The 19,863-nt window shown below is 41.9% G+C and carries 18 protein-coding genes and 1 tRNA gene; 8 read left to right on the top strand and 11 right to left on the bottom strand.

What is annotated here, in order from left to right:
• Positions 1-43: 43 nt before the first annotated feature.
• The 5 genes from BLQ05_RS09625 to BLQ05_RS09605 all read left to right on the top strand — a co-directional run bounded on the left by BLQ05_RS09625 (position 44) and on the right by BLQ05_RS09605 (position 3,926).
• Positions 44-811, top strand: a complete 768-nt coding sequence (locus tag BLQ05_RS09625; RefSeq protein ID WP_023576102.1) for a TatD family hydrolase — start codon at positions 44-46, stop codon at positions 809-811.
• A gap of 62 nt (positions 812-873) precedes the next feature.
• On the top strand, positions 874-2,010 hold the full coding sequence (locus BLQ05_RS09620; RefSeq protein WP_023576101.1) for a 1-acyl-sn-glycerol-3-phosphate acyltransferase: 1,137 nt from the start codon (positions 874-876) through the stop codon (positions 2,008-2,010).
• Complete coding sequence (locus BLQ05_RS09615) at positions 2,000-3,028, top strand: asparaginase (protein WP_035654280.1); 1,029 nt, start codon at positions 2,000-2,002, stop codon at positions 3,026-3,028. The genes BLQ05_RS09620 and BLQ05_RS09615 overlap by 11 nt, the downstream gene beginning before the upstream one ends.
• Positions 3,029-3,089: 61 nt before the next feature.
• Positions 3,090-3,176 (top strand) — tRNA-Ser (locus BLQ05_RS09610).
• A gap of 66 nt (positions 3,177-3,242) precedes the next feature.
• Positions 3,243-3,926 (top strand): porin family protein, encoded by a 684-nt coding sequence (locus BLQ05_RS09605; protein WP_023576099.1) that lies wholly within the window; start codon positions 3,243-3,245, stop codon positions 3,924-3,926.
• Here BLQ05_RS09605 and BLQ05_RS09600 read toward each other — a convergent pair.
• The 3 genes from BLQ05_RS09600 to asnS form a co-directional block, all read right to left on the bottom strand.
• A complete protein-coding gene (locus tag BLQ05_RS09600) occupies positions 3,921-4,535 on the bottom strand; it encodes a hypothetical protein (RefSeq protein ID WP_023576098.1) in 615 nt (204 codons plus the stop codon). The genes BLQ05_RS09605 and BLQ05_RS09600 overlap by 6 nt on opposite strands.
• A gap of 135 nt (positions 4,536-4,670) precedes the next feature.
• Complete coding sequence (gene rpoN, locus BLQ05_RS09595) at positions 4,671-6,137, bottom strand: RNA polymerase factor sigma-54 (protein WP_023576097.1); 1,467 nt, start codon at positions 6,135-6,137, stop codon at positions 4,671-4,673.
• An 87-nt stretch (positions 6,138-6,224) separates the two neighbouring features.
• Positions 6,225-7,670: an asparagine--tRNA ligase gene (gene asnS, locus BLQ05_RS09590; RefSeq protein ID WP_023576096.1), complete on the bottom strand. Its 1,446-nt coding sequence runs from the start codon at positions 7,668-7,670 to the stop codon at positions 6,225-6,227.
• A gap of 175 nt (positions 7,671-7,845) precedes the next feature.
• On the opposite strand from asnS, the gene BLQ05_RS09585 reads away from it, so the two are divergent.
• Positions 7,846-8,175, top strand: a complete 330-nt coding sequence (locus BLQ05_RS09585; protein WP_023576095.1) for a DMT family transporter — start codon at positions 7,846-7,848, stop codon at positions 8,173-8,175.
• Here BLQ05_RS09585 and BLQ05_RS09580 read toward each other — a convergent pair.
• From BLQ05_RS09580 to BLQ05_RS09565, 4 genes are all read right to left on the bottom strand, one after another.
• Entirely contained in the window at positions 8,172-10,679 is a 2,508-nt protein-coding gene (locus tag BLQ05_RS09580) for a DUF5686 family protein (RefSeq protein ID WP_023576094.1), read from the bottom strand. The two genes, BLQ05_RS09585 and BLQ05_RS09580, sit on opposite strands and share 4 nt — an antisense overlap.
• Positions 10,680-10,767: 88 nt before the next feature.
• Positions 10,768-11,331: a ribosome recycling factor gene (gene frr, locus BLQ05_RS09575; RefSeq protein WP_023576093.1), complete on the bottom strand. Its 564-nt coding sequence runs from the start codon at positions 11,329-11,331 to the stop codon at positions 10,768-10,770.
• Between the two features lie 25 nt (positions 11,332-11,356).
• Complete coding sequence (gene pyrH, locus BLQ05_RS09570) at positions 11,357-12,064, bottom strand: UMP kinase (protein ID WP_023576092.1); 708 nt, start codon at positions 12,062-12,064, stop codon at positions 11,357-11,359.
• Positions 12,065-12,185: 121 nt separating this feature from the next.
• A complete protein-coding gene (locus BLQ05_RS09565) occupies positions 12,186-12,965 on the bottom strand; it encodes a patatin-like phospholipase family protein (protein WP_023576091.1) in 780 nt (259 codons plus the stop codon).
• Positions 12,966-13,070: 105 nt separating this feature from the next.
• Between BLQ05_RS09565 and BLQ05_RS09560 the strand changes: the two genes are divergently transcribed.
• A complete protein-coding gene (locus tag BLQ05_RS09560) occupies positions 13,071-13,673 on the top strand; it encodes a thioredoxin family protein (protein WP_023576090.1) in 603 nt (200 codons plus the stop codon).
• On the opposite strand, the gene truB is transcribed toward BLQ05_RS09560, so the two are convergent.
• The 4 genes from truB to BLQ05_RS09540 all read right to left on the bottom strand — a co-directional run bounded on the left by truB (position 13,654) and on the right by BLQ05_RS09540 (position 16,450).
• A complete protein-coding gene (gene truB / locus BLQ05_RS09555) occupies positions 13,654-14,355 on the bottom strand; it encodes a tRNA pseudouridine(55) synthase TruB (RefSeq protein WP_035654332.1) in 702 nt (233 codons plus the stop codon). The genes BLQ05_RS09560 and truB overlap by 20 nt on opposite strands.
• A 9-nt stretch (positions 14,356-14,364) precedes the next feature.
• Positions 14,365-15,174 carry an undecaprenyl-diphosphate phosphatase gene (locus tag BLQ05_RS09550; RefSeq protein WP_023576088.1) on the bottom strand — a complete coding sequence of 270 codons (810 nt, stop codon included), beginning with the start codon at positions 15,172-15,174 and terminating at the stop codon, positions 14,365-14,367.
• A 106-nt stretch (positions 15,175-15,280) separates the two neighbouring features.
• A complete protein-coding gene (locus BLQ05_RS09545) occupies positions 15,281-15,523 on the bottom strand; it encodes a DUF3098 domain-containing protein (RefSeq protein ID WP_023576087.1) in 243 nt (80 codons plus the stop codon).
• Between the two features lie 51 nt (positions 15,524-15,574).
• Positions 15,575-16,450 carry a cell division protein FtsX gene (locus tag BLQ05_RS09540; protein WP_023576086.1) on the bottom strand — a complete coding sequence of 292 codons (876 nt, stop codon included), beginning with the start codon at positions 16,448-16,450 and terminating at the stop codon, positions 15,575-15,577.
• 283 nt (positions 16,451-16,733) lie between these two features.
• On the opposite strand from BLQ05_RS09540, the gene BLQ05_RS09530 reads away from it, so the two are divergent.
• Positions 16,734-19,718, top strand: coding sequence for a leucine--tRNA ligase (locus BLQ05_RS09530; RefSeq protein ID WP_023576084.1), 2,985 nt, complete (start codon positions 16,734-16,736; stop codon positions 19,716-19,718).
• The last annotated feature ends 145 nt before the right edge of the window (positions 19,719-19,863 follow it).

The following is a 19,863-nucleotide window of genomic DNA, read 5'->3' as shown; positions in this document are numbered from 1 at the left end:
AAAACAAATTCAAAGTCATTAACTTTGCACCAAATTACAACTAATGATTTTTACCGATACGCATACCCATTTGTATTCCGAAGAATTTGCCGATGACCGCAGCGAAATGATTGAACGCGCCCTGAATAATGGTGTAAAACGTTTTTTCATTCCGGCTATCGATTCGTCGTACACGAAAAAAATGTATGATCTGGAACAGCAATATCCCGACAATATTTTCCTGATGATGGGACTGCATCCGTGTTATGTGAAAGAAAATTACGAAATCGAATTGGCCCATGTGGAAGCCGAATTGAAGAAGCGTAAATTTACCGCTATCGGAGAAATCGGAATTGATTTGTATTGGGATAAAACCACGTTGGACATTCAGAAAATCGCTTTTCAGAAACAGATACAATGGGCAAAGCAATACCAATTACCCATCAACATTCACTGTCGGGACGCTTTCGATGAAATTTTCGAAGTGTTGGAGCTGGAAAAATCACCCGATTTGTTCGGTATCTTTCATTGTTTTTCGGGAACCTACGAACAGGCCTTGCAGGCAATATCGTATAATATGAAGTTGGGAATTGGCGGCGTGGTCACCTTCAAAAACGGAAAAATCGACCAATTTTTAAATCAAATCGACATCAAACATATCGTTTTGGAAACCGATTCGCCGTATTTGGCGCCGGTACCGTATCGCGGAAAACGCAACGAAAGCAGTTACGTAACCTTGGTGGCCGAAAAGCTTTCAGAAATTTATCAGTTGCCGGTAGCGGAAATTGCCCGAATTACAACCGAAAATTCGCGTGAAATTTTCGGGATTTAACAAAGAAATCGCCTTTCATTCATAAAAATTTCGTTCATTTGTGAATTGTTAAAAATTAACTAATGCCAAAGTTCGACTCGATTCGCCAGTTTTATGACAGCGAAGTAAATACAGCCATTCAAAGCGTTGCGAATCATCCCATGATGAAGGCGCTGATGAGTTTTACTTTTCCCGATGTGGAAGAATCAGTTTGGATGGAACAGTTGAAAAGAACACATTCCATTCGTGATTTTCAGGTTAATTTCATTTATCAGTCCATTCAGCGCGTTTTGGAACGCAGTTCGGACGGACTGACAACGTCGGGTTTTGAGAAATTGGAACCCAATACCTCTTATCTTTTCATCTCCAATCACCGCGATATTATTCTGGACACGTCGTTGTTGAATGTCAGCCTGTTCGATCACGGATTGATAATGACGGCTTCCGCTATCGGAGACAATCTGGTGCAGAAATCCTTTTTGTTGACACTTTCTAAGTTAAATCGAAATTTTCTGGTACGCCGGGGATTGTCGCCAAGAGAGTTGTTACAGAGTTCGAAACTGATGTCGGAATTCATCTATCATTTGCTTTCCAAAGAGAACCGTTCGGTTTGGATTGCGCAGCGTGAAGGAAGAACCAAAGACGGGAATGATGCCACACACCAAGGGGTGTTGAAGATGTTGGCGATGGCTTCGGATGAAAAAAACCTGATGAACTATTTTAAGAAAATTAAGATTGTTCCGGTTTCCATTTCCTATGAATACGATCCTACAGACGCCCTGAAAATGCCGCAAATCATGGCAGAAGCCAACGACGAAATCTATATCAAGGAGAAAAACGAGGATTTTATCACGTTAATCAGCGGCATCATCGGTCAGAAAAAACGAATTCACATTCATGTGGGCGATGTTCTGGACAAGGAACTGGATAAGATTTCGGCTGAAAACGACAACAATAACAAACAGATTCAGGCGTTGGCACAGGTAATTGACGATTCGATTTTGTCGACGTATAAACTATGGCCCACGAATTTTATCGCATACGATTTGATTAACAATACCGATGAATTCTCAAATCAATATACCGAAAAAGAGAAGCAGCTTTTTGAACGCCGACTGGAAATGCGTTTGGGAAGCGAAGTGAATGCTTTGAAAGACAGTTTTTTAGCTATGTATGCCAATCCGGTAGTTAATAAATTGAAATATCAGAATGTCAACTAAGCCGAGAATATTATTGGTCTATACCGGAGGAACTATCGGAATGGTAAAGGATTCCGAAAGTGGCGTGCTTAAAGCGTTCAACTTCGACGAATTATTGCACAACATTCCCGAGTTAAAATTATTGGACTGCCACATTGAAACCTTTTCGTTCAAAGAGCCAATTGACTCTTCCAATATGAATCCGGAAAAATGGGTGGCGATTGCCGAAGCTATTGAAGAACATTACGATACTTTTGATGGTTTTGTGGTGCTCCACGGTTCGGATACGATGTCGTATTCGGCCTCTGCTTTGAGTTTTATGCTTGAAAATTTGACCAAACCGGTCATTTTTACCGGCTCGCAGTTACCAATTGGCGACTTGCGCACCGATGCGAAAGAAAACCTGATTACCGCCATTCAAATTGCGTCTTTGCAAAATAAAAACAAGCCAGTGGTTTCCGAAGTCGGACTCTATTTCGAATACAAATTATACCGCGGCAACCGTACGACCAAAATCAGTGCGGAACATTTTAATGCTTTCGCCTCGCCCAATTATCCGGAACTTGCCGAGTCTGGAGTGGATTTGAAAGTGAATACGGAGTTGTTGCTGAAAAAAGCACCCGGTAAAAAATTAAAGATCAACAAAACATTTGACGATAATGTTGTGGTGGTAAAAATGTTTCCGGGAATCAACGAAAGCGTTTTGTATGCCATTCTGCACATCCCAAATTTAAAAGGGGTCGTGCTGGAAACCTATGGTTCGGGGAATGCGCCCACAGAAGAGTGGTTCATTGCCATTCTGAAAAAAGCCATTAAAAAAGGGCTTCATGTGGTCAACGTAACCCAATGTTCCGGAGGAAGTGTGAATATGGGGAAATACGAAACCGGAATGCAACTGAAAAAAATCGGAGTGATTTCGGGTCACGACATAACCACCGAAGCCGCCATTACGAAGTTGATGTACCTTCTGGGTCAGCAAGTTGCGCCGTCCGTATTTAAAACGGTTTTTGAAACCGCTATACGAGGAGAATTAACGTAAAAATTTTTGAAATAAAGCTTCGAAATAACAAAATAAAATCGTTATTTCGCAATCTGAATTTAGAGAGGTGTCCGAGTGGTTGAAGGAGCTAGCCTGGAAAGCTAGTATATGGGTAACTGTATCGAGGGTTCGAATCCCTTCCTCTCTGCTAAATTTTAAAAGGCAATCTACGGATTGCCTTTTTTTATTACCTTAGTACAGAAAATCAAACAGTATGCATAAGTTTTTATTGTTGGCTTTATTTGTCATTACTCCTTTTCTCCTTTTTTCTCAGGAAACAGGTTCCAATGAAACGAAAACAGAAAATCTGAAAGTCGTCGATTCGCTTTTCAGAGAAGATCAGTTTTATGTGGCGTTAAGTTACAATTTGGTTCAGAACAGTCCGGCGGGTTTTAAGCAGTTTTCGTTTTCTCCCAGTATTTCTGCCGGTTTTCTGAGGGATTTCCCGATTTCCAAAAACCGCCATTGGGCTATTGCTCCCGGTATCGGATATTCCTATAACAACATCAAACAGTTTATCAGTACCGACGATCTTTTCCCTGAAAATCCACCGGTTCCGGCCGAAGAGGTTAAGACGAAAATAGTATCACACAGTATCGAAATTCCGTTGGAAATCCGCTGGCGCAATGCGAGCTACGACAGTCATAAATTTTGGAGAGTCTATACCGGTTTTAAAGCGCGTTATATCTTAAGTACAAATTTAAAATTGGAATCGGCCTCCATAGGCAGTGAGTCCTCAAACGTTGACGACAACATCAATAAATGGCAATACGGCATGTACATGTCCACCGGATACAATACCTGGAATATTCACGTCTATTACGGTTTGAATCCGATATTTAAAAACGGTTCGAAACTGTCGGATCTGAACATCGGCTTCATGTTTTATATTTTATAGCCAAAAATACCAAAGCGCAATCTGAGGGAGTGCGCCCACAAGAATTCCCACCAGCAATTCCCGCATCGTATGCGCCTGCATGTACAAACGGGACGACGCCACAAAACCAATCATTACGATAGAAAAAGCCACTAAGCTCACAAACGGAATGCCATAGTGAATCGAAATCGCCATGATAAACAAGGTCATGCCGGTAATGGCAATCATGTGGATGCTGGCTTTAAAATGGAGCACAATAAGCACTAAGGTTAAAATCGTGCTGATTAATGCCCCGAGAAAGAAATAGTATAATTCGGGAACCACTACCGTAGAAAAACTGTGTTCAATCAATACCAGATAAAACATCGCCTGAAAAGCCAGAGGCAAACGCCGCTCTTTTTTCTCATGCAGCATGATGCTGGATTTTGCCAGACCCAACGACTTTAAAAGGAAATACATCGAAATCGGTAAAAATACCGTCAGTATGGCAATCTGGAATAAAATCAGAAAGATTTCATACGGATAGAAAAAATCCTTGGTGACAAAAAAGTAAAACAAGGCCGCATACACCGAAACGAACAACGGATGAAAGAGATAGGAAAAGAAAGGAAGTATCTTTTTTAAATCCATTTTTTTAGTTTTTGAAGCGAATGGTTCGCGACGGTTTGGTTTCGCAGTTCCTGCTGTGCGCTTTATCTCCCGCCAGGGCGGGAGGATGCCGCTTCCATCAGGTCTGGGCGGTTTTCGTCTTTTTTGTCGGGCTACTTAAATTTTCTTGCGCATACGGGCTACCGGGATATCCATCAGTTCACGGTATTTCGCAATGGTGCGTCGGGCAATCGGATAGCCTTTTTCTTTTAGGATTTCGGCTAATTTATCATCCGGTAACGGTTTTTGTTTGTCTTCTTCTTCAATGACCGTTTTTAGAATTTTTTTGATTTCTATCGTAGAAACGTCTTCGCCCTGATCGTTTTTCATCGCTTCCGAGAAGAATTCCTTAATCAGTTTTGTTCCGTAAGGTGTTTCTACGTACTTACTGTTCGCTACTCGGGAAATGGTGGAAATGTCAAGGCCAATCATGTCGGCGATGTCTTTCAGAATCATGGGTTTCAGTTTCGATTCGTCCCCGTCGATGAAATACTCCTGCTGGTAATGCATAATCGCGTTCATCGTAACCAAAAGCGTTTCGTTACGCTGTTTGATGGCATCGATAAACCATTTCGCCGAATCCAGTTTCTGTTTGATGAACTGCACGGCATCTTTTTGGGAATTCGATTTTTCTCTCGAATCCTTATACGTTTGCAGCATTTCCTGATAATCTTTGGAAACGTGCAATTCCGGTGCATTTCTTCCGTTAATGGTCAGTTGTAATTCACCGTCCACCACACGTATTGCGAAATCGGGCACCACATGCTCCACGGTTTTGGAACTGCTCTCGAAGGATCCGCCCGGTTTTGGGTTCAGTTTTTCGATTTCGTCAATCGCTTTGCGCAACTGTTCCTGGGAAACGTCAAATTTCTGTAATAATTTATCGTAGTGTTTTTTCGTGAATGCGTCAAACTGCTGCTCGATAATGGAAATAGCCAGACTCACTGAATCTGTTGGGGTTTTGTGACGCAATTGTAACAGCAAACATTCCTGTAAGTCACGTGCGCCCACACCGGTAGGTTCCAGTTGGTGAATGATATGTAAAATGCGCTCCACGTTTTTCTCGTCAGTATAAATCCCCTGAGTAAACGCCATATCATCCACAATATCCTGAACGGTTCTGCGGATGTACCCCATGTCGTCAATGCTTCCTACCAAAAATTCGGCAATTTCGCGTTCGTCTTCCGACAGGATAAACGTATTCAGCTGATTGATCAAATCCTGGTGAAAACTAACCGGTGCAGCGAAAGGCAGGCTTCGGTCTTCATCGTCATCGCTGTAGTTGTTCGCCTGAAGTTTGTAATCGGGTGTTTCGTCGTTGCTCAGGTACTCGTCGATGTTGATTTCATCGGTATCGATTTTCTCGTTGTCAAAATCATCATAGTCATCGTACTCGTCTTCCGTTTCGTATTCGTCACTTTCCAACGATTCTTCCTTGCCGGCTTCCAAAGCGGGGTTCTCCACCAATTCCTCTTTCAGACGTTGTTCAAAAGCTTGTGTAGGCAATTGAATCAGCTTCATCAGTTGGATTTGCTGAGGCGATAATTTTTGGGATAACTTGAATTGTAGATTCTGTTTGAGCATTTACAGTGGGTTTTATGTAAAAGTTCCAAGCCTAAAGTTAATAAAAAACCCGAAACTTGGAACTGTAAACTATAAACTAAATTTTTATTAGAACTCGGCGTTTTGCGGTGTTCTTGGGAACGGAATTACATCACGGATGTTGGTCATGCCCGTTACGAACAATACCAAACGTTCGAAACCTAATCCGAATCCGGAGTGAACCGCACTTCCGAAACGTCTGGTGTCCAAATACCAGTACAATTCTTTTTCGTCGATGCCCAACACTTTCATTTTTTCCAAAAGCACATCGTAACGCTCTTCTCTCTGGGAACCACCTACAATTTCTCCGATGCCCGGGAACAGGATGTCCATCGCGCGTACGGTTTCTTTGCCAGGTTCCGTATTGTCATTCAAACGCATGTAGAACGCTTTGATGTTCGCCGGATAATCGAAAAGAATTACCGGACATTTGAAGTGTTTTTCCACCAGGAAACGTTCGTGCTCACTTTGTAAATCCACACCCCAATCGTCGATAGGGTATTGGAATTTTTTGTTTTTATTCGGTTTCGAATTTTTCAAAATGTCAACCGCTTCGGTGTACGAAACCCGTTTGAAGTTGTTGTCCATAACGAAGCTCAGTTTCTCCAATAAAGCCATTTCGCTTCGGTCGGCCTGAGGTTTTGATTTTTCTTCTTCCAACAAACGTTGTTCTAAGAATTTCAAATCGTCGCCGCATTTGTCCACCGTATATTTGATTACGTATTTGATGAAATCTTCCGCCAAATCCATATTGTCTGCCAAATTGTTGAACGCCACTTCCGGCTCAATCATCCAGAATTCTGCCAAGTGACGGGAGGTGTTCGAGTTTTCCGCACGGAATGTTGGTCCGAAGGTGTAAATCTGACCCAAAGCCATCGCATAGGTTTCACCTTCCAACTGTCCGGAAACGGTTAGGTTGGTTTCTTTTCCGAAGAAATCTTCTTTGTAATTTACTTTTCCGTCTTCGGTTCTCGGTGTTCCATCGAAGGGTAACGCGGTTACTTTGAACATTTCTCCAGCACCTTCCGCATCCGAACCGGTAATGATTGGCGTGTTTACATAGAAAAAGCCTTTTTCCTGAAAATATTGGTGTACCGCAAACGCTAATGTGGAACGCACACGCATGATGGCGCCAAAAGCATTGGTGCGGATTCGTAAATGCGCATTCTCTCTAAGGAATTCCAAAGAGTGTTTTTTAGGTTGCATCGGATATTTTTCGGCATCCGAATCGCCTAAAATTTCGATTTTGGAAACCTGAATCTCCACTTTTTGCCCGGCACCCTGACTTTCGGCCAAAGTTCCTACCACACAAACTGCGGCTCCGGTTGTGATTCTTTTTAAGGTTTCTTCGGGTGTGTTTGCAAAATCAACCACACACTGAATATTATTGATGGTTGAACCGTCGTTCAACGCGATAAATTGATTGTTTCTAAATGTTCTAACCCATCCTTTTGCTTTTACTTCATGCAGTCCCGGCGCGCTGTTTAGCAGGTCTTTAACTTTGGTGTGTTTCATTTTTAGATTGTTTTTTTATTCAATTTTCCGATAAAACTGAATTTTCAATAAATAAAAAATTAAATGCCTGCAAATGTAGTAAAAAGGCTGAAGAATTTAACCTTTTGAAGTTCAGATTTTAGAAAAGATTAAGGTTTCAAACACTATCTTTACCGGTAAATTAATTTCAACAACAATGAACTGGATTTTATTGGTTATCGCGGGTTTTTTCGAAGTGGGTTTTGCCTCCTGTCTGGGTAAAGCCAAAGAAACTTCGGGAACAACATCGACCTTGTGGATGGGCGGTTTTTTCGTTTGTCTGACCATCAGTATGTTACTCTTGTATAAGGCGACACAAACATTGCCGATAGGAACGGCGTATGCGGTGTGGACAGGAATTGGTGCCGTAGGGACGGTTTTAGTGGGGATTTTCGTATTTAAGGAGCCGGCTGATTTCTGGCGTGTCTTCTTTTTAACAACCCTGATTGCGTCTATTGTGGGGCTGAAATTCGTTTCGTCTCATTAGAATCCCAAATCAAGGACAAAACTTAGTTTTACAGAGATATTGTCGTTGAATGTAGGTAAGGCATTGTCTCCATAACGGTAGAATCCGGAAATTCCCAATCCGTTGTAAATGTTATTGAACTCCAATCCCGATTCGAAATAGCCGTCTTTCAGTGTTTTGTAGGCAAAGCCGCTGTGGTTAATCTGTTTTTTCGAATCTCCTATTGTTGCCCGGGTTACAAGAACGGTTGTCGGGTTCACCTTTTTAAACAGTTTTATCTTTCTTAATGCGTGTTTGAAGTGCAGTGCCACGTATTCGCTGGAGAAAAATTCATTGAAACGCATGGTTTCAAAACTGTTTTTTCCGGTAATGTTTAAACGTTGCAGGATGGCGTCGCGGTCTTGCGTGTTAGGAGAAATACTGTAAAGATGCGTGATGGGCACATCCCCAAAAGCAATTCCGGCCTGAAAGAGAAAGGAGGTTTTCTGCCCGTCAAGGTATTTTTTTTCGATTTCGGTTCGGAAGTCAAATTTTCCGAAATTCAGGTCATTGCCAAAAACTCCGGGTAAGGTATTCGAAAGTTGAAATGTGAATTTCGGAAATCTTTTTTCCGATTCGATTCTTCCGGATGGGGTTTGCATGTAATCGCTAAACGGATTCCATTGTACGGACAACGATGCGGTTGTTAAATTGTAATTGTTGTAGAATTTGTCCCCTGCCTGAAAGGTATAGTCGAATTTAGGGTCGATGTACGTTTGGGTCAGTTGCCAGACACTTTCCGTTTTTGGGATGATTTTGGTTTCCAAAAAAGCTTTCCAGGTTTTATGACTGAAAAACGTGGTTAAGTTGAAAGGCCGTGGGTCGTACAATCGGAATCGTTTCCGGTCAATATCAAAAATGGTACTACCAATTTCCTGTAAATCATCGGTATAGGAAACACTTATCCAGGAACCTGAAAAATTACCGATACGTGTCGATTGGCCCACACTGTATTTGAACCCGTCGTCTTTTAAACCATAAGCACCGTAGCCGTTCAGTCGAATGATTTTTGAAAATCCATCGTTGGTTATTCCGCCCAAGCCAAAACGAAATCCTTCGTAGTTGTTGTATTTTATCAATTGGCGGAGTTCCAGATCGACCGGACCTAAAGGAATAAATCCATTGATGACCTTTCGTCCGATTTTAATTTTTTGCTCGTATCCTTCTTTGGTTACCAAACTGTCTAAAGTGGAGTAGGTACTCATGCTTCTTACATCCAGACTGTCTTTGCGGAAGGGCGTCCAGTAGCTTTCGTTTTTTGAAATCGCATCTTCATTAATGTCAATGGCGATGTACTGGTGTTTGATTTTTACGGGCGTATTGAATTCGGTCTCAAAGTTTTTGGATTCGGAAAGGATATACACGAAATCGGAGGCAGATTTTTTTTGTTTTTTGCTTTCGTCTTCCACTTCTTCCTCATCGGGTGTGAATTTAATGGTTTCCCCTAAAATTTTCACGTCTCCCTTGTTGCTTCCTTTTACGATTTTAAAGGTGTTCTTTTCAGGAAACCAAGTGTCGTCTTCCTTGTAATACGTCAGGTAATTGGTGGCACTGATGTCGAGAATTCCTTTGGAACGGTATACGGATTTCGCTACGGCAAAACTTTCTTTATCGATGTACAGAATGCCCTCCAGTTTCGCCTTTCTGTTTTGGTTTTTATGCTTGAAATGAATCATGAATGCTTTTCGGTTGCCCAAAAATACGGTATCCAGAATTTTGTAATTGTAGTAACTTAAGGCGTCGTTGGCAATGGGATTGGGGTATTTGGTTTCGAAAAGTTCGATTTTGTCATCGTAAACGGAATACGATTGCAGTTTCAAACCGATGTACTCGTAAATGGGTTGTTTAAAACCCGCCATTCGGGTGGCCAAAACGGTTTCTTTCATGCCTTGCTGCTGACTGAACTGAATGTGCGATACTTTTTCCGTTTGATACAAATGCTGTTTCTGAATGATTTTCTTGAATTTGAAATCGGACGAATCCAGTTTCTGAAGTCGGGCCCCTACTTTTTCATAGATAAAAACGGAATCAATATCTCCTCTGATGGAATCCGGATTGGCGGTTATGATGAGTTTGTTGTAGGTTTTAAACTGAAAGCTGTTAAGTTTTTTCTGCGGATTGTTGATGTCCTTATAAATGATGGTGTTTTTGATGATGTCCAATGCCGGATTTCCACCGATGACCAGTTCATTGAGTCGCTGTGCTTTTTCGGAGAGTTTTACCGAATAAAATTTCTGATTGGTTTTTAATACAATGGTTTCCGGCTGAAATCCGGTATAGGAAACCGTGAAATTGTTAACGCCGGCGGTGTTTTCTATAATGAATTTTCCGTCGACATCCACAATGATGGTTTTTCCGTTACTCAGATGAATGGTGGCAAAAGGCAATGGTTTGTTGTTGCTGGTATTGCGAACAATTCCGGAAACGGGGTTCTGGGCATTACCTAAAATGCTGAATGTAAAAAACAGAAAGAGAAAAATTCGCATCAAAATAAGACGGACTTTCGGAATAATGGTTACAAAAGTAGGGTAAAGGTATGAAATAAAAAATCCCGATTAAAAATCGGGACTTAAATTATACTTTCATGATTTCAGCTTCTTTAATGGCTAAATGCTCATCGATTTTTTTGATGTATAGATCGGTAAGTTTCTGAACATCGTCTTCCGCTGTTTTACAGATGTCTTCCGAAGTTCCTTCTTTTTCCAATTTCTTGATGTCGGTATTGGCATCTTTACGGGCGTTACGGATACTTACTTTCGCGTCTTCCGCTTCCGCTTTGGCTTGTTTGACCAATTCTTTACGACGCTCTTCTGTTAATGGCGGAACGCTGATGATAATGTTGTCTCCGTTGTTCATCGGGTTAAAACCAAGATTGGCAATCATAATCGCTTTTTCGATAGGGTGCAGCATGTTTTTTTCCCAAGGGGTAACCGTAATGGTTCTCGCATCAGGAGTATTCACATTGGCTACTTGTGAAAGCGGGGTTTGTGAACCGTAATAATCCACGAAAACACTTCCCAACATTTGAGGAGACGCTTTTCCGGCACGAATGTTTAAAAATGATTTTTCCAGGTGTGCAATAGAACCACTCATGGATTCTTTCGTGCTATCTAAAATAAAAATGATTTCTTCAGTCATGATACTAATTTTTTATAAATCAATATTAAATATTTACTGTTGTTCCTACGGTGGCGCCTTCACAAACTTTCAATAAATTGCCTTGTTTGTTCATGTCGAAAACGATAATCGGTAATTTGTTTTCCTGACTCAAGGTGAAGGCTGTGGTATCCATGATATTCAATCCTTTGCTCAACACATCGTCAAAAGTGATGTAATCGTATTTTACGGCATCGGCATTTTTCTCCGGATCCGAATCGTAAACCCCGTCTACACGGGTTCCTTTTAAAATTACGTCGCAATCTACTTCAATTCCTCTCAAAACGGCTGCCGTATCCGTTGTAAAATAAGGATTCCCGGTTCCGGCTCCAAAAATTACAATTCGGTTTTTTTCCAAATGACGCACCGCTCTTCTTTTGATGTATGGTTCGGCAATCGCTTCAATTTTCAAGGCGGTTTGCAAACGGGTCTGCATTCCGGCATCCTCCAAAGCGCCTTGTAACGCCATTCCATTAATAACGGTAGCCAGCATTCCCATATAATCGCCTTGTACCCTGTCCATTCCGTTACTTGCACCGGCAACGCCTCTGAAAATATTTCCGCCTCCGATTACGATGGCAATCTGAACGCCTTTGTCGTGAATTTCTTTTATCTCGGCAGCATATTCAGCTAAGCGTTTCGGGTCGATTCCGTATTGTCTGTCTCCCATCAGTGCTTCGCCACTCAGTTTCAGAAGAATTCTATTGTATTTCATTGTTGCCTGTTGTTATTTCTCAATGGTCACACGGAACTCGGTTCCTCGTTTCATTGCGGTGTTTTGTTTAATGGTGCAAATATAGTTATAATCTGTTTTTTTGAAATAGGCAAACCAAAAATTATAATGCAAGTTCTTCGAATGATTTTTTTGCGGCATTGTAGCCAATATTGAAAATCGCATCCATTTTGGCTTTGCTGGTTTCAAACGTACTGTAAACGGCGAGTTCTTCCGGTTCAATAACCCAGTCACAAATGTTGAATTTGTGCATATTGGAATTGGCGGATAGCAGGTCGAAAGCCCTTGTGGTTACGGCTTTGATTGAGGACAAATCTTTAGCTTCAATTTTTTGTATCGGACTGACATAAACACCAATCAGTGTTTCACATCTTCCCTGCAGAATATCGGTCGGAAAATGGTTGAGAATGCCACCGTCGCTATACAGTTTTCCGTTCATTTCATAAGGCGAAAGTACTCCCGGAAACGAGGAGGAGGCTAAAATGGCGTCCACCACTTTGGTATCGGGGCCGAAAATTTTCAGTTTTCCTTTCACCAGATCGGTTGCGGTAATGTGGGTGTGAATTTTTAAATCGCCAATGCGCGTTTCTCCAAAAATGGCATGGAAGTAAAATTTAAAGGCATTCGAGTCGATTATTCCTGCCTTTTTAAACGTAAAATGTTTCCAGTTGAAAAAATAAATGGATTTGAAGAATTTCAGAATTTCTTCGGGGGACTTTCCGTTCGCATATAAAGCCGCGACTATGGAACCCGCACTGGTTCCGGCAATGTGATTCGGACGAATGTTCTTTTCTTCCAGAAATTTGATGGCTCCGGCGTGCGCCAGCCCTTTTGAGCCACCACCCGAAAGTACCAACCCTAATGATTTTGTTTTTAAATCCATTTGCAATCTTTGGCATAAAATTACACTTTTTGACCTTTCAAATGTGACTTTTATCACATTTCGAATCTGATTTTTGAAGTAACTTTGTAGTTAAAATAAGAAAAAATGAAATTCATCATACAACAGGCCTTGCAAAACAGTTGCAATTATGCCGACTACAGAGCAAAAGTGTCCCAGTTATTGAGCGAGGGGAAGTCGTCCGGAAATGAACAATCGGAAGATTTACTGCATTACAGTCAGCTGAACGAAGTGCGCATGAACCGTCTGGATAAAACAATCGTCGTTCCGGAAGACGTAAAACGCTCCTTGGCCAATCTGAACAAAAAATACATCTGGTTGGTATTGGCGGAAGGCTGGTGTGGGGATGCGGCCCAATTGTTGCCCATCATGCATAAACTGGATGAAATTGCAGCCCCAATTGATTTGCACATTGTTTTTCGTGATGAAAACGATTCGCTAATGCAGGAATTTTTAACCAATGGCGGAAAAGCAATTCCCAAATTGATCATACTGAATGCAGACAGCCATGAAGTATTAGCGGCGTGGGGACCAAGACCGGAAGGTGCTTCCCGACTGATCAAAGAATTTAAGGCGAAATTTGGGGTCGTAAATGAAGTGGCTAAAACCGAACTGCAGAAATGGTACCTGCACGATAAAGGGTTGTCGACCATGGAAGAAATTACGAAAATTATGCTTGCTTTGGACTAACCGAGGCTTCGAAATCAGTTGCTAAGATGGCGTTTTCTACCGAGAATTCGCCAATTTTTGTTCGGCGTAAGGCCGTTAAATGGGAACCGGAACCCAATGCCAATCCAAAATCAAAAGCCAGCGAACGGATGTACGTTCCTTTGCTGCACACTACTCGGAAATCAATTTCAGGTAAGGCGATTCGGGTCAGTTCGAATTCATGAATGGTGGTTTTCCGATGCGCGATTTCCACTTTTTCTCCGGCGCGGGCGTGTTCATACAAGCGTTTTCCGTCTTTTTTAATAGCCGAAAATACCGGTGGTTTCTGGTCGATTTCGCCTACGAAGCTTAGTCGTGCTTTTTCAATCAGCTCAGGGGTAATGTGTTCGATGGGAAAAGTGGCATCGATTTCGGTTTCCAGGTCATACGAAGGGGTCGTGGCACCGATGTGAAACGTTCCCGTATACTCTTTGGGCATTCCCTGCAATTCCGTAATGCGTTTGGTGAATTTTCCGGTGCAGACAATCAGTAAGCCGGACGCCAACGGATCCAATGTTCCCGCGTGTCCTATCTTGAATTTCTTCGGAAGTCCCAATTTGTTGATTAAGGTATATTTCAACTTATTCACCGCCTGAAAGGAGCTCCATTTTAAGGGCTTGTCAATCAGCAGAATTTGTCCGTTTATGTAATCTTCGGGAGTCAGCAAAGCGTATTATTTTAAATAGGTGAAGTAAACCAAAAGTCCGATGCCAACCACAATGCGGTACCAACCCCAAGGTTTGAAACCGTATTGTTTGATGATTCCGATGAAAAATTTAATCGCCAATATTGCTACGATAAACGCCACAACATTGCCAATCAGGAACAGTTTTATATTTTCGTCTGATAGTAGAATCAGTTCGTAACCTTTCATTTGGGAATGCTCGTAGGTTTTGATGAAAACCGAATAGCAAGTCACCGCCAACATGGTAGGAACGGCTAAGAAAAAGGAAAATTCCGCCGCGGCATGACGGGTCAATCCCTGCTGCATTCCGCCAATAATCGAAGCGGCCGAACGACTCGTACCGGGCATCATGGCCAAACACTGCCATAAACCGATGGTTACCGCTTTTTTTATGGTGATGTCTTCTTCATTCGCGATGGTTGGGTTCTGAAAACGGCTGTCGATGAAAAGCAGAATCACGCCACCAACAATCAATACAATGGCGATGGGAATCGGGTTACCTAAAACGGCCTCGATTTTATCGTCGAAAAATTTTCCCAACACCAAGGCAGGAATTACGGCACAGGCTAATTTTATGAAGAAATTCAGCTTGGAGAAATCGAAAAATTTCTTCCAATACAAAGCGACTACCGCCAAAATGGCGCCAAACTGTATGGAAACCTGAAACAGTTTCACGAAATCGTCTTCCTGTATGCCGAAATACGAACTGGCAAATACCATATGGGCTGTTGAAGAAACCGGCAGATATTCGGTTAAACCTTCAATAATGGCAATGATTAGGGCTTGAAAAAGATCCATTTTTTTAGACTTTCTTAGACTTCTTAGATATTGGATTTCTTAGATTTTTGGACTTCTTAGATTTTGGATAAAAGTCTAAGGAGTCTAATCTTCTAAATGGTCTAAGTTAGTCTATTTGTTTACTTTTCTTAAAAATCGAATAAATCGTGATTCCGAAACCGATTAAAACCACCGTAGGTGCCAAACGGATTCTGCGGAAACTGAAAATATCTTCGCTGAACACTTTCGGGTCATCGCTTCCGCCGCCAGCCATCAGGATAAACCCTAACGCAATCACTCCCAATCCGATTAAAAGAATTTTATAGTTGCTGCTTTCAAAAAGAAAGTCCGGTTTTTGTTTGTTTTCCATACTGTCATTGCGAGGAACGAAACAATCTCATCCTCATTGTTAAGTTCTAAATTAATATAAATCGTCAGTTCTCAGATTCAAAAAGCGCTGTGTTGCGAAGAACGTACTAATCCACGTAATCACGATTCCTATAACCAAAATACCCAGGGAAATTATCGCCATGGATACATAATCTTTGGCAATGCCAAGACTTGGGAACAAGCCGTCCACATAGAACGTTAAGGCAATAAGCGCCACGATGGCCAATCCGGCACCGATTAATCCCAAGCGGATACTTTTCCAGATGAATGGTTTGCGAATGAACGATTTCGTCGCACCCACCATTTGCATCGTTTTGATGATAAAACGGTTGGAATACACCGACAAACGCAACGAACTGTTAATCAACAACATCGAAATCACTCCGAAAACACTGCTGATAATCAAAATCCAAAAACTGATTTTTTTGATGTTTTCATTCGCCAATTCCACCAGTTTCTTATCGTAAATCACTTCCGTAACCATTTCATTGGTCTTGATGTCGCTTTCAATCTGTCTGATTTTAGCCGCTTCCACGTATTCTCCTTTCAGGTGAATGTCGAACGAATTCGGTAGCGGGTTCATACCAAGAAACTCAAGGAAATCTTCCCCTACAATGTCTTTGTTGTTTTTGGCCGCCTCATCTTTGGAAACGAAAACGAAATCTTTCACGAACGCCGAACTTTTCAGTTTCGCCTCGAAAGCCTTCAAAATCGTATCGTTCGCCTCGTCTTTGAAGTAAACCGACATCGGAATGTCCTCTTTAAAACTGTTCGATATTTTTTCGGAATGGATTACAAACATGCCCAATGCTCCCAAAAGGAACAGCACTAAAAAAATGCTCAAAACCACAGAAAAATAAGAAGAAATAAGTCGTCTTTTTTGAAACTTCTCGAAGGATGATGCCATATAACTCTAAATTAAGCCGTAAAAATAATAAAGAAAATCGTTTTTAACCTTTATAACGTCCAAAGTTTTAACTTTCTTATAATATAATGTAAATTTGCCGCACAATTTTTTAGTCCGGAGCGTCCCGATAGCTATCGGGAGTTTCGGGCTGTATCGGTTGTCCTTATTCCCGCTTTCCGTTCCTCCCGATGAAAAATCGGGATCCACTGCAATCGGGGCTATTAGAAAAACTATTGAACTATTTATAAACTCAGCAACTCAGTTACTTAGTAACTCATAAAGAATGAAGTATTTTCACAACGAAATCGAAGCCAAATGGCAACAGTATTGGGCAAAAAATCTAACGTTTGCCGCGCAAAACAATTCCGATAAACCAAAATATTATGTTTTGGACATGTTTCCCTATCCTTCCGGAGCGGGATTGCATGTTGGGCATCCGCTTGGGTATATCGCCTCGGATATTGTGGCGCGATTCAAACGTCATAAAGGATTCAATGTGTTGCATCCGCAAGGCTACGACTCGTTCGGATTACCGGCCGAGCAGTATGCGATTCAAACCGGGCAACATCCCGATACAACCACGAAAGAAAATATTGCCCGTTACCGCGAGCAGTTGGATAAAATCGGTTTCTCGTTTGATTGGAGTCGCGAAGTGCGTACCTCGAATGCCGATTACTACAAACACACCCAATGGATTTTCATTCAGTTGTTCAATTCCTGGTACAACATCACTTCGGATAAAGCCGAAGACATTTCCACATTGGTAGCCCTTTTCGAAAAAGAAGGGAATGCTAATGTGAAAGCCGTTTGCGATGACAACATCACACCCTTTTCAGCAACGGAATGGAACGCGCTTTCCTCGGAAGCACAACAAAGAATCCTATTACAATATAGATTAACCTATCTGGCGGAAACCGAAGTAAACTGGTGTCCGGCATTGGGAACCGTTTTAGCGAACGACGAAATCATAAACGGTGTTTCCGAACGTGGCGGTCATCCGGTCATCCGTAAAAAAATGACCCAATGGTCCATGCGCATTTCGGCTTATGCAGAACGTTTGTTGCAAGGTTTGGAGACCATCGACTGGACCGAATCGTTGAAAGAATCGCAAAGAAACTGGATCGGAAAATCAGTCGGTGCTTCGGTGACTTTCAACTTGAAAAATCATGATGAGGTAATTGAAGTATTTACTACCCGTCCTGATACGATTTTCGGGGTAACGTTTATGACCTTGGCGCCGGAACACGAATTGGTGATACAAATCACCACTCCGGAACAAAAAGCAGCGGTAGAAGCGTATGTGGAAGCCACCGCAAAACGTTCGGAACGTGAGCGTATGGCTGATGTAAAAACCATCTCCGGCGTTTTCACTGGAGCCTATGCCGAACATCCATTCACCAAAGAACCGATTCCGGTTTGGATTGGCGATTACGTGTTGGCAGGCTACGGAACCGGGGCGGTTATGGCAGTACCTTGCGGCGACGAAAGAGATTATGCATTTGCCAATTTCTTCAAAGGCACCCACGGGATGCCGGCGATTAAAAATATTTTCAATCAGGACATTTCGGAAGCAGCGTTCGGAGCCAAAGAAGGTTTCGAATTGGTGAACTCCGATTTCCTAAACGGTTTGGATTACAAAACCGGAACGAAAAAAGTAATCGAACAATTGGAAGCCATCGGCGCCGGAAAAGCGAAAGTGAACTACCGTTTGCGTGATGCGGTGTTTTCCCGTCAACGTTATTGGGGCGAACCGTTCCCGGTATATTACGTGAACGGCTTACCGCAAATGATTGCCAAAGAACACTTGCCAATCGTTTTACCGGAAGTGGAAAAATACTTACCGACCGAAGACGGCCAGCCACCATTAGGTAACGCTACCGTTTGGGCTTGGGATACTGTCAATAATGTAGTAGTTGCCAACGAAAAGATAGACAACCAAACTGTTTTCGCTTTAGAATTAAACACCATGCCGGGTTGGGCAGGAAGTTCGTGGTACTGGATGCGTTACATGGACGCACAAAACGACAACGAATTCGCCAGCCAGGACGCCTTACAATATTGGGAAAACGTGGATTTATACATCGGCGGAAGCGAGCACGCGACCGGTCACTTATTGTATTCCCGTTTCTGGAATAAATTCCTGAAAGACCGCGGTTTTGCCCCAACCGAAGAACCGTTCAAAAAACTGATTAATCAGGGAATGATTTTGGGGATGAGTGCGTTTGTGTATAGAGTTCAGGATTTTAATGCAAAATCGAAAAATGAGAATTTAAAAATCAATCTATTGGATAGATTATATGTCGTTTCTCATTCTATTCTAAAAGATCAAGAAAAATTAAAAGAAATTTATATTGAGGTGGCTAAAATGAGTCCTGAAAATAATTCTTTTCAAAAAGTTGTTTCAAATATAGAAGATTTCGAATTAGAGTTAAGTGTTAGTCCAATACATGTTGATTTATCAGTTATTAATGATATTACCAATGAATTAGATATTGAAGCATTTTTGAATCATCCTCTTTATTCGGATTTTGAAGGAGCTGAATTCATGACAGACAACGGAAAATACATCGTAGGTCGCGAAGTGGAAAAAATGTCCAAATCCAAATACAACGTAGTCAATCCGGACGACATCTGCGAGCAGTACGGCGCCGATACGTTGAGACTTTACGAAATGTTCTTAGGTCCATTAGAGCAGGCCAAACCTTGGAACACGGCTGGAATTACCGGAGTATCCGGCTTCCTGAAAAAACTATGGCGTTTGTATTTCGACGATAACGGTTGCATCGTAACCAACGACGAGCCAAGCGCCGATATGTACAAATCGCTACATAAAACCATCAAAAAAGTAACCGAAGACATCGAGAATTTCTCGTTCAACACTTCGGTTTCGCAATTCATGATTTGCGTGAATGAACTGGCACAAGCAAAATGCCATCACCGTGCGATTTTGGAGCCGTTAGCGATTCTGGTTTCACCATACGCCCCACACATCGCCGAAGAATTATGGAGCGCCTTGGGTCACGAAGGATCCATCGCCACCGTAGCCTTCCCGATTTTTGAAGCGAAATATTTAGTGGAAAGCGAAAAAGAATATCCGGTTTCCTTCAACGGAAAAATGCGTTTCACAATTAAGTTGCCGTTGGATTTATCCGCCGCCCAAATCGAGGAAATCGTCATGGCCGACGAAAGAACACAACAACAATTGCAAGGCAGAACGCCAAACAAAGTAATTATCGTTCCGGGGAAAATCATCAATTTGGTTGGATAAGTTTTTCACCGCTGATTCGCAGATTTTTTTCGTTGGATTACCCAGTTATTAATTGGGTTTTTTATAGAGAAAAAATATACAATTGAAACAATTCAAAGGGAATTACCAAATTTGATTCTACAACGATTTATTGTGATTTGGTTAT

It is taken from the genome of Flavobacterium saliperosum (assembly GCF_900100625.1).
Lineage (GTDB): Bacteria > Bacteroidota > Bacteroidia > Flavobacteriales > Flavobacteriaceae > Flavobacterium > Flavobacterium saliperosum.
Note: the sequence above shows the minus strand (reverse complement) of the source record. Positions and strands in the feature narration are given on the sequence as shown.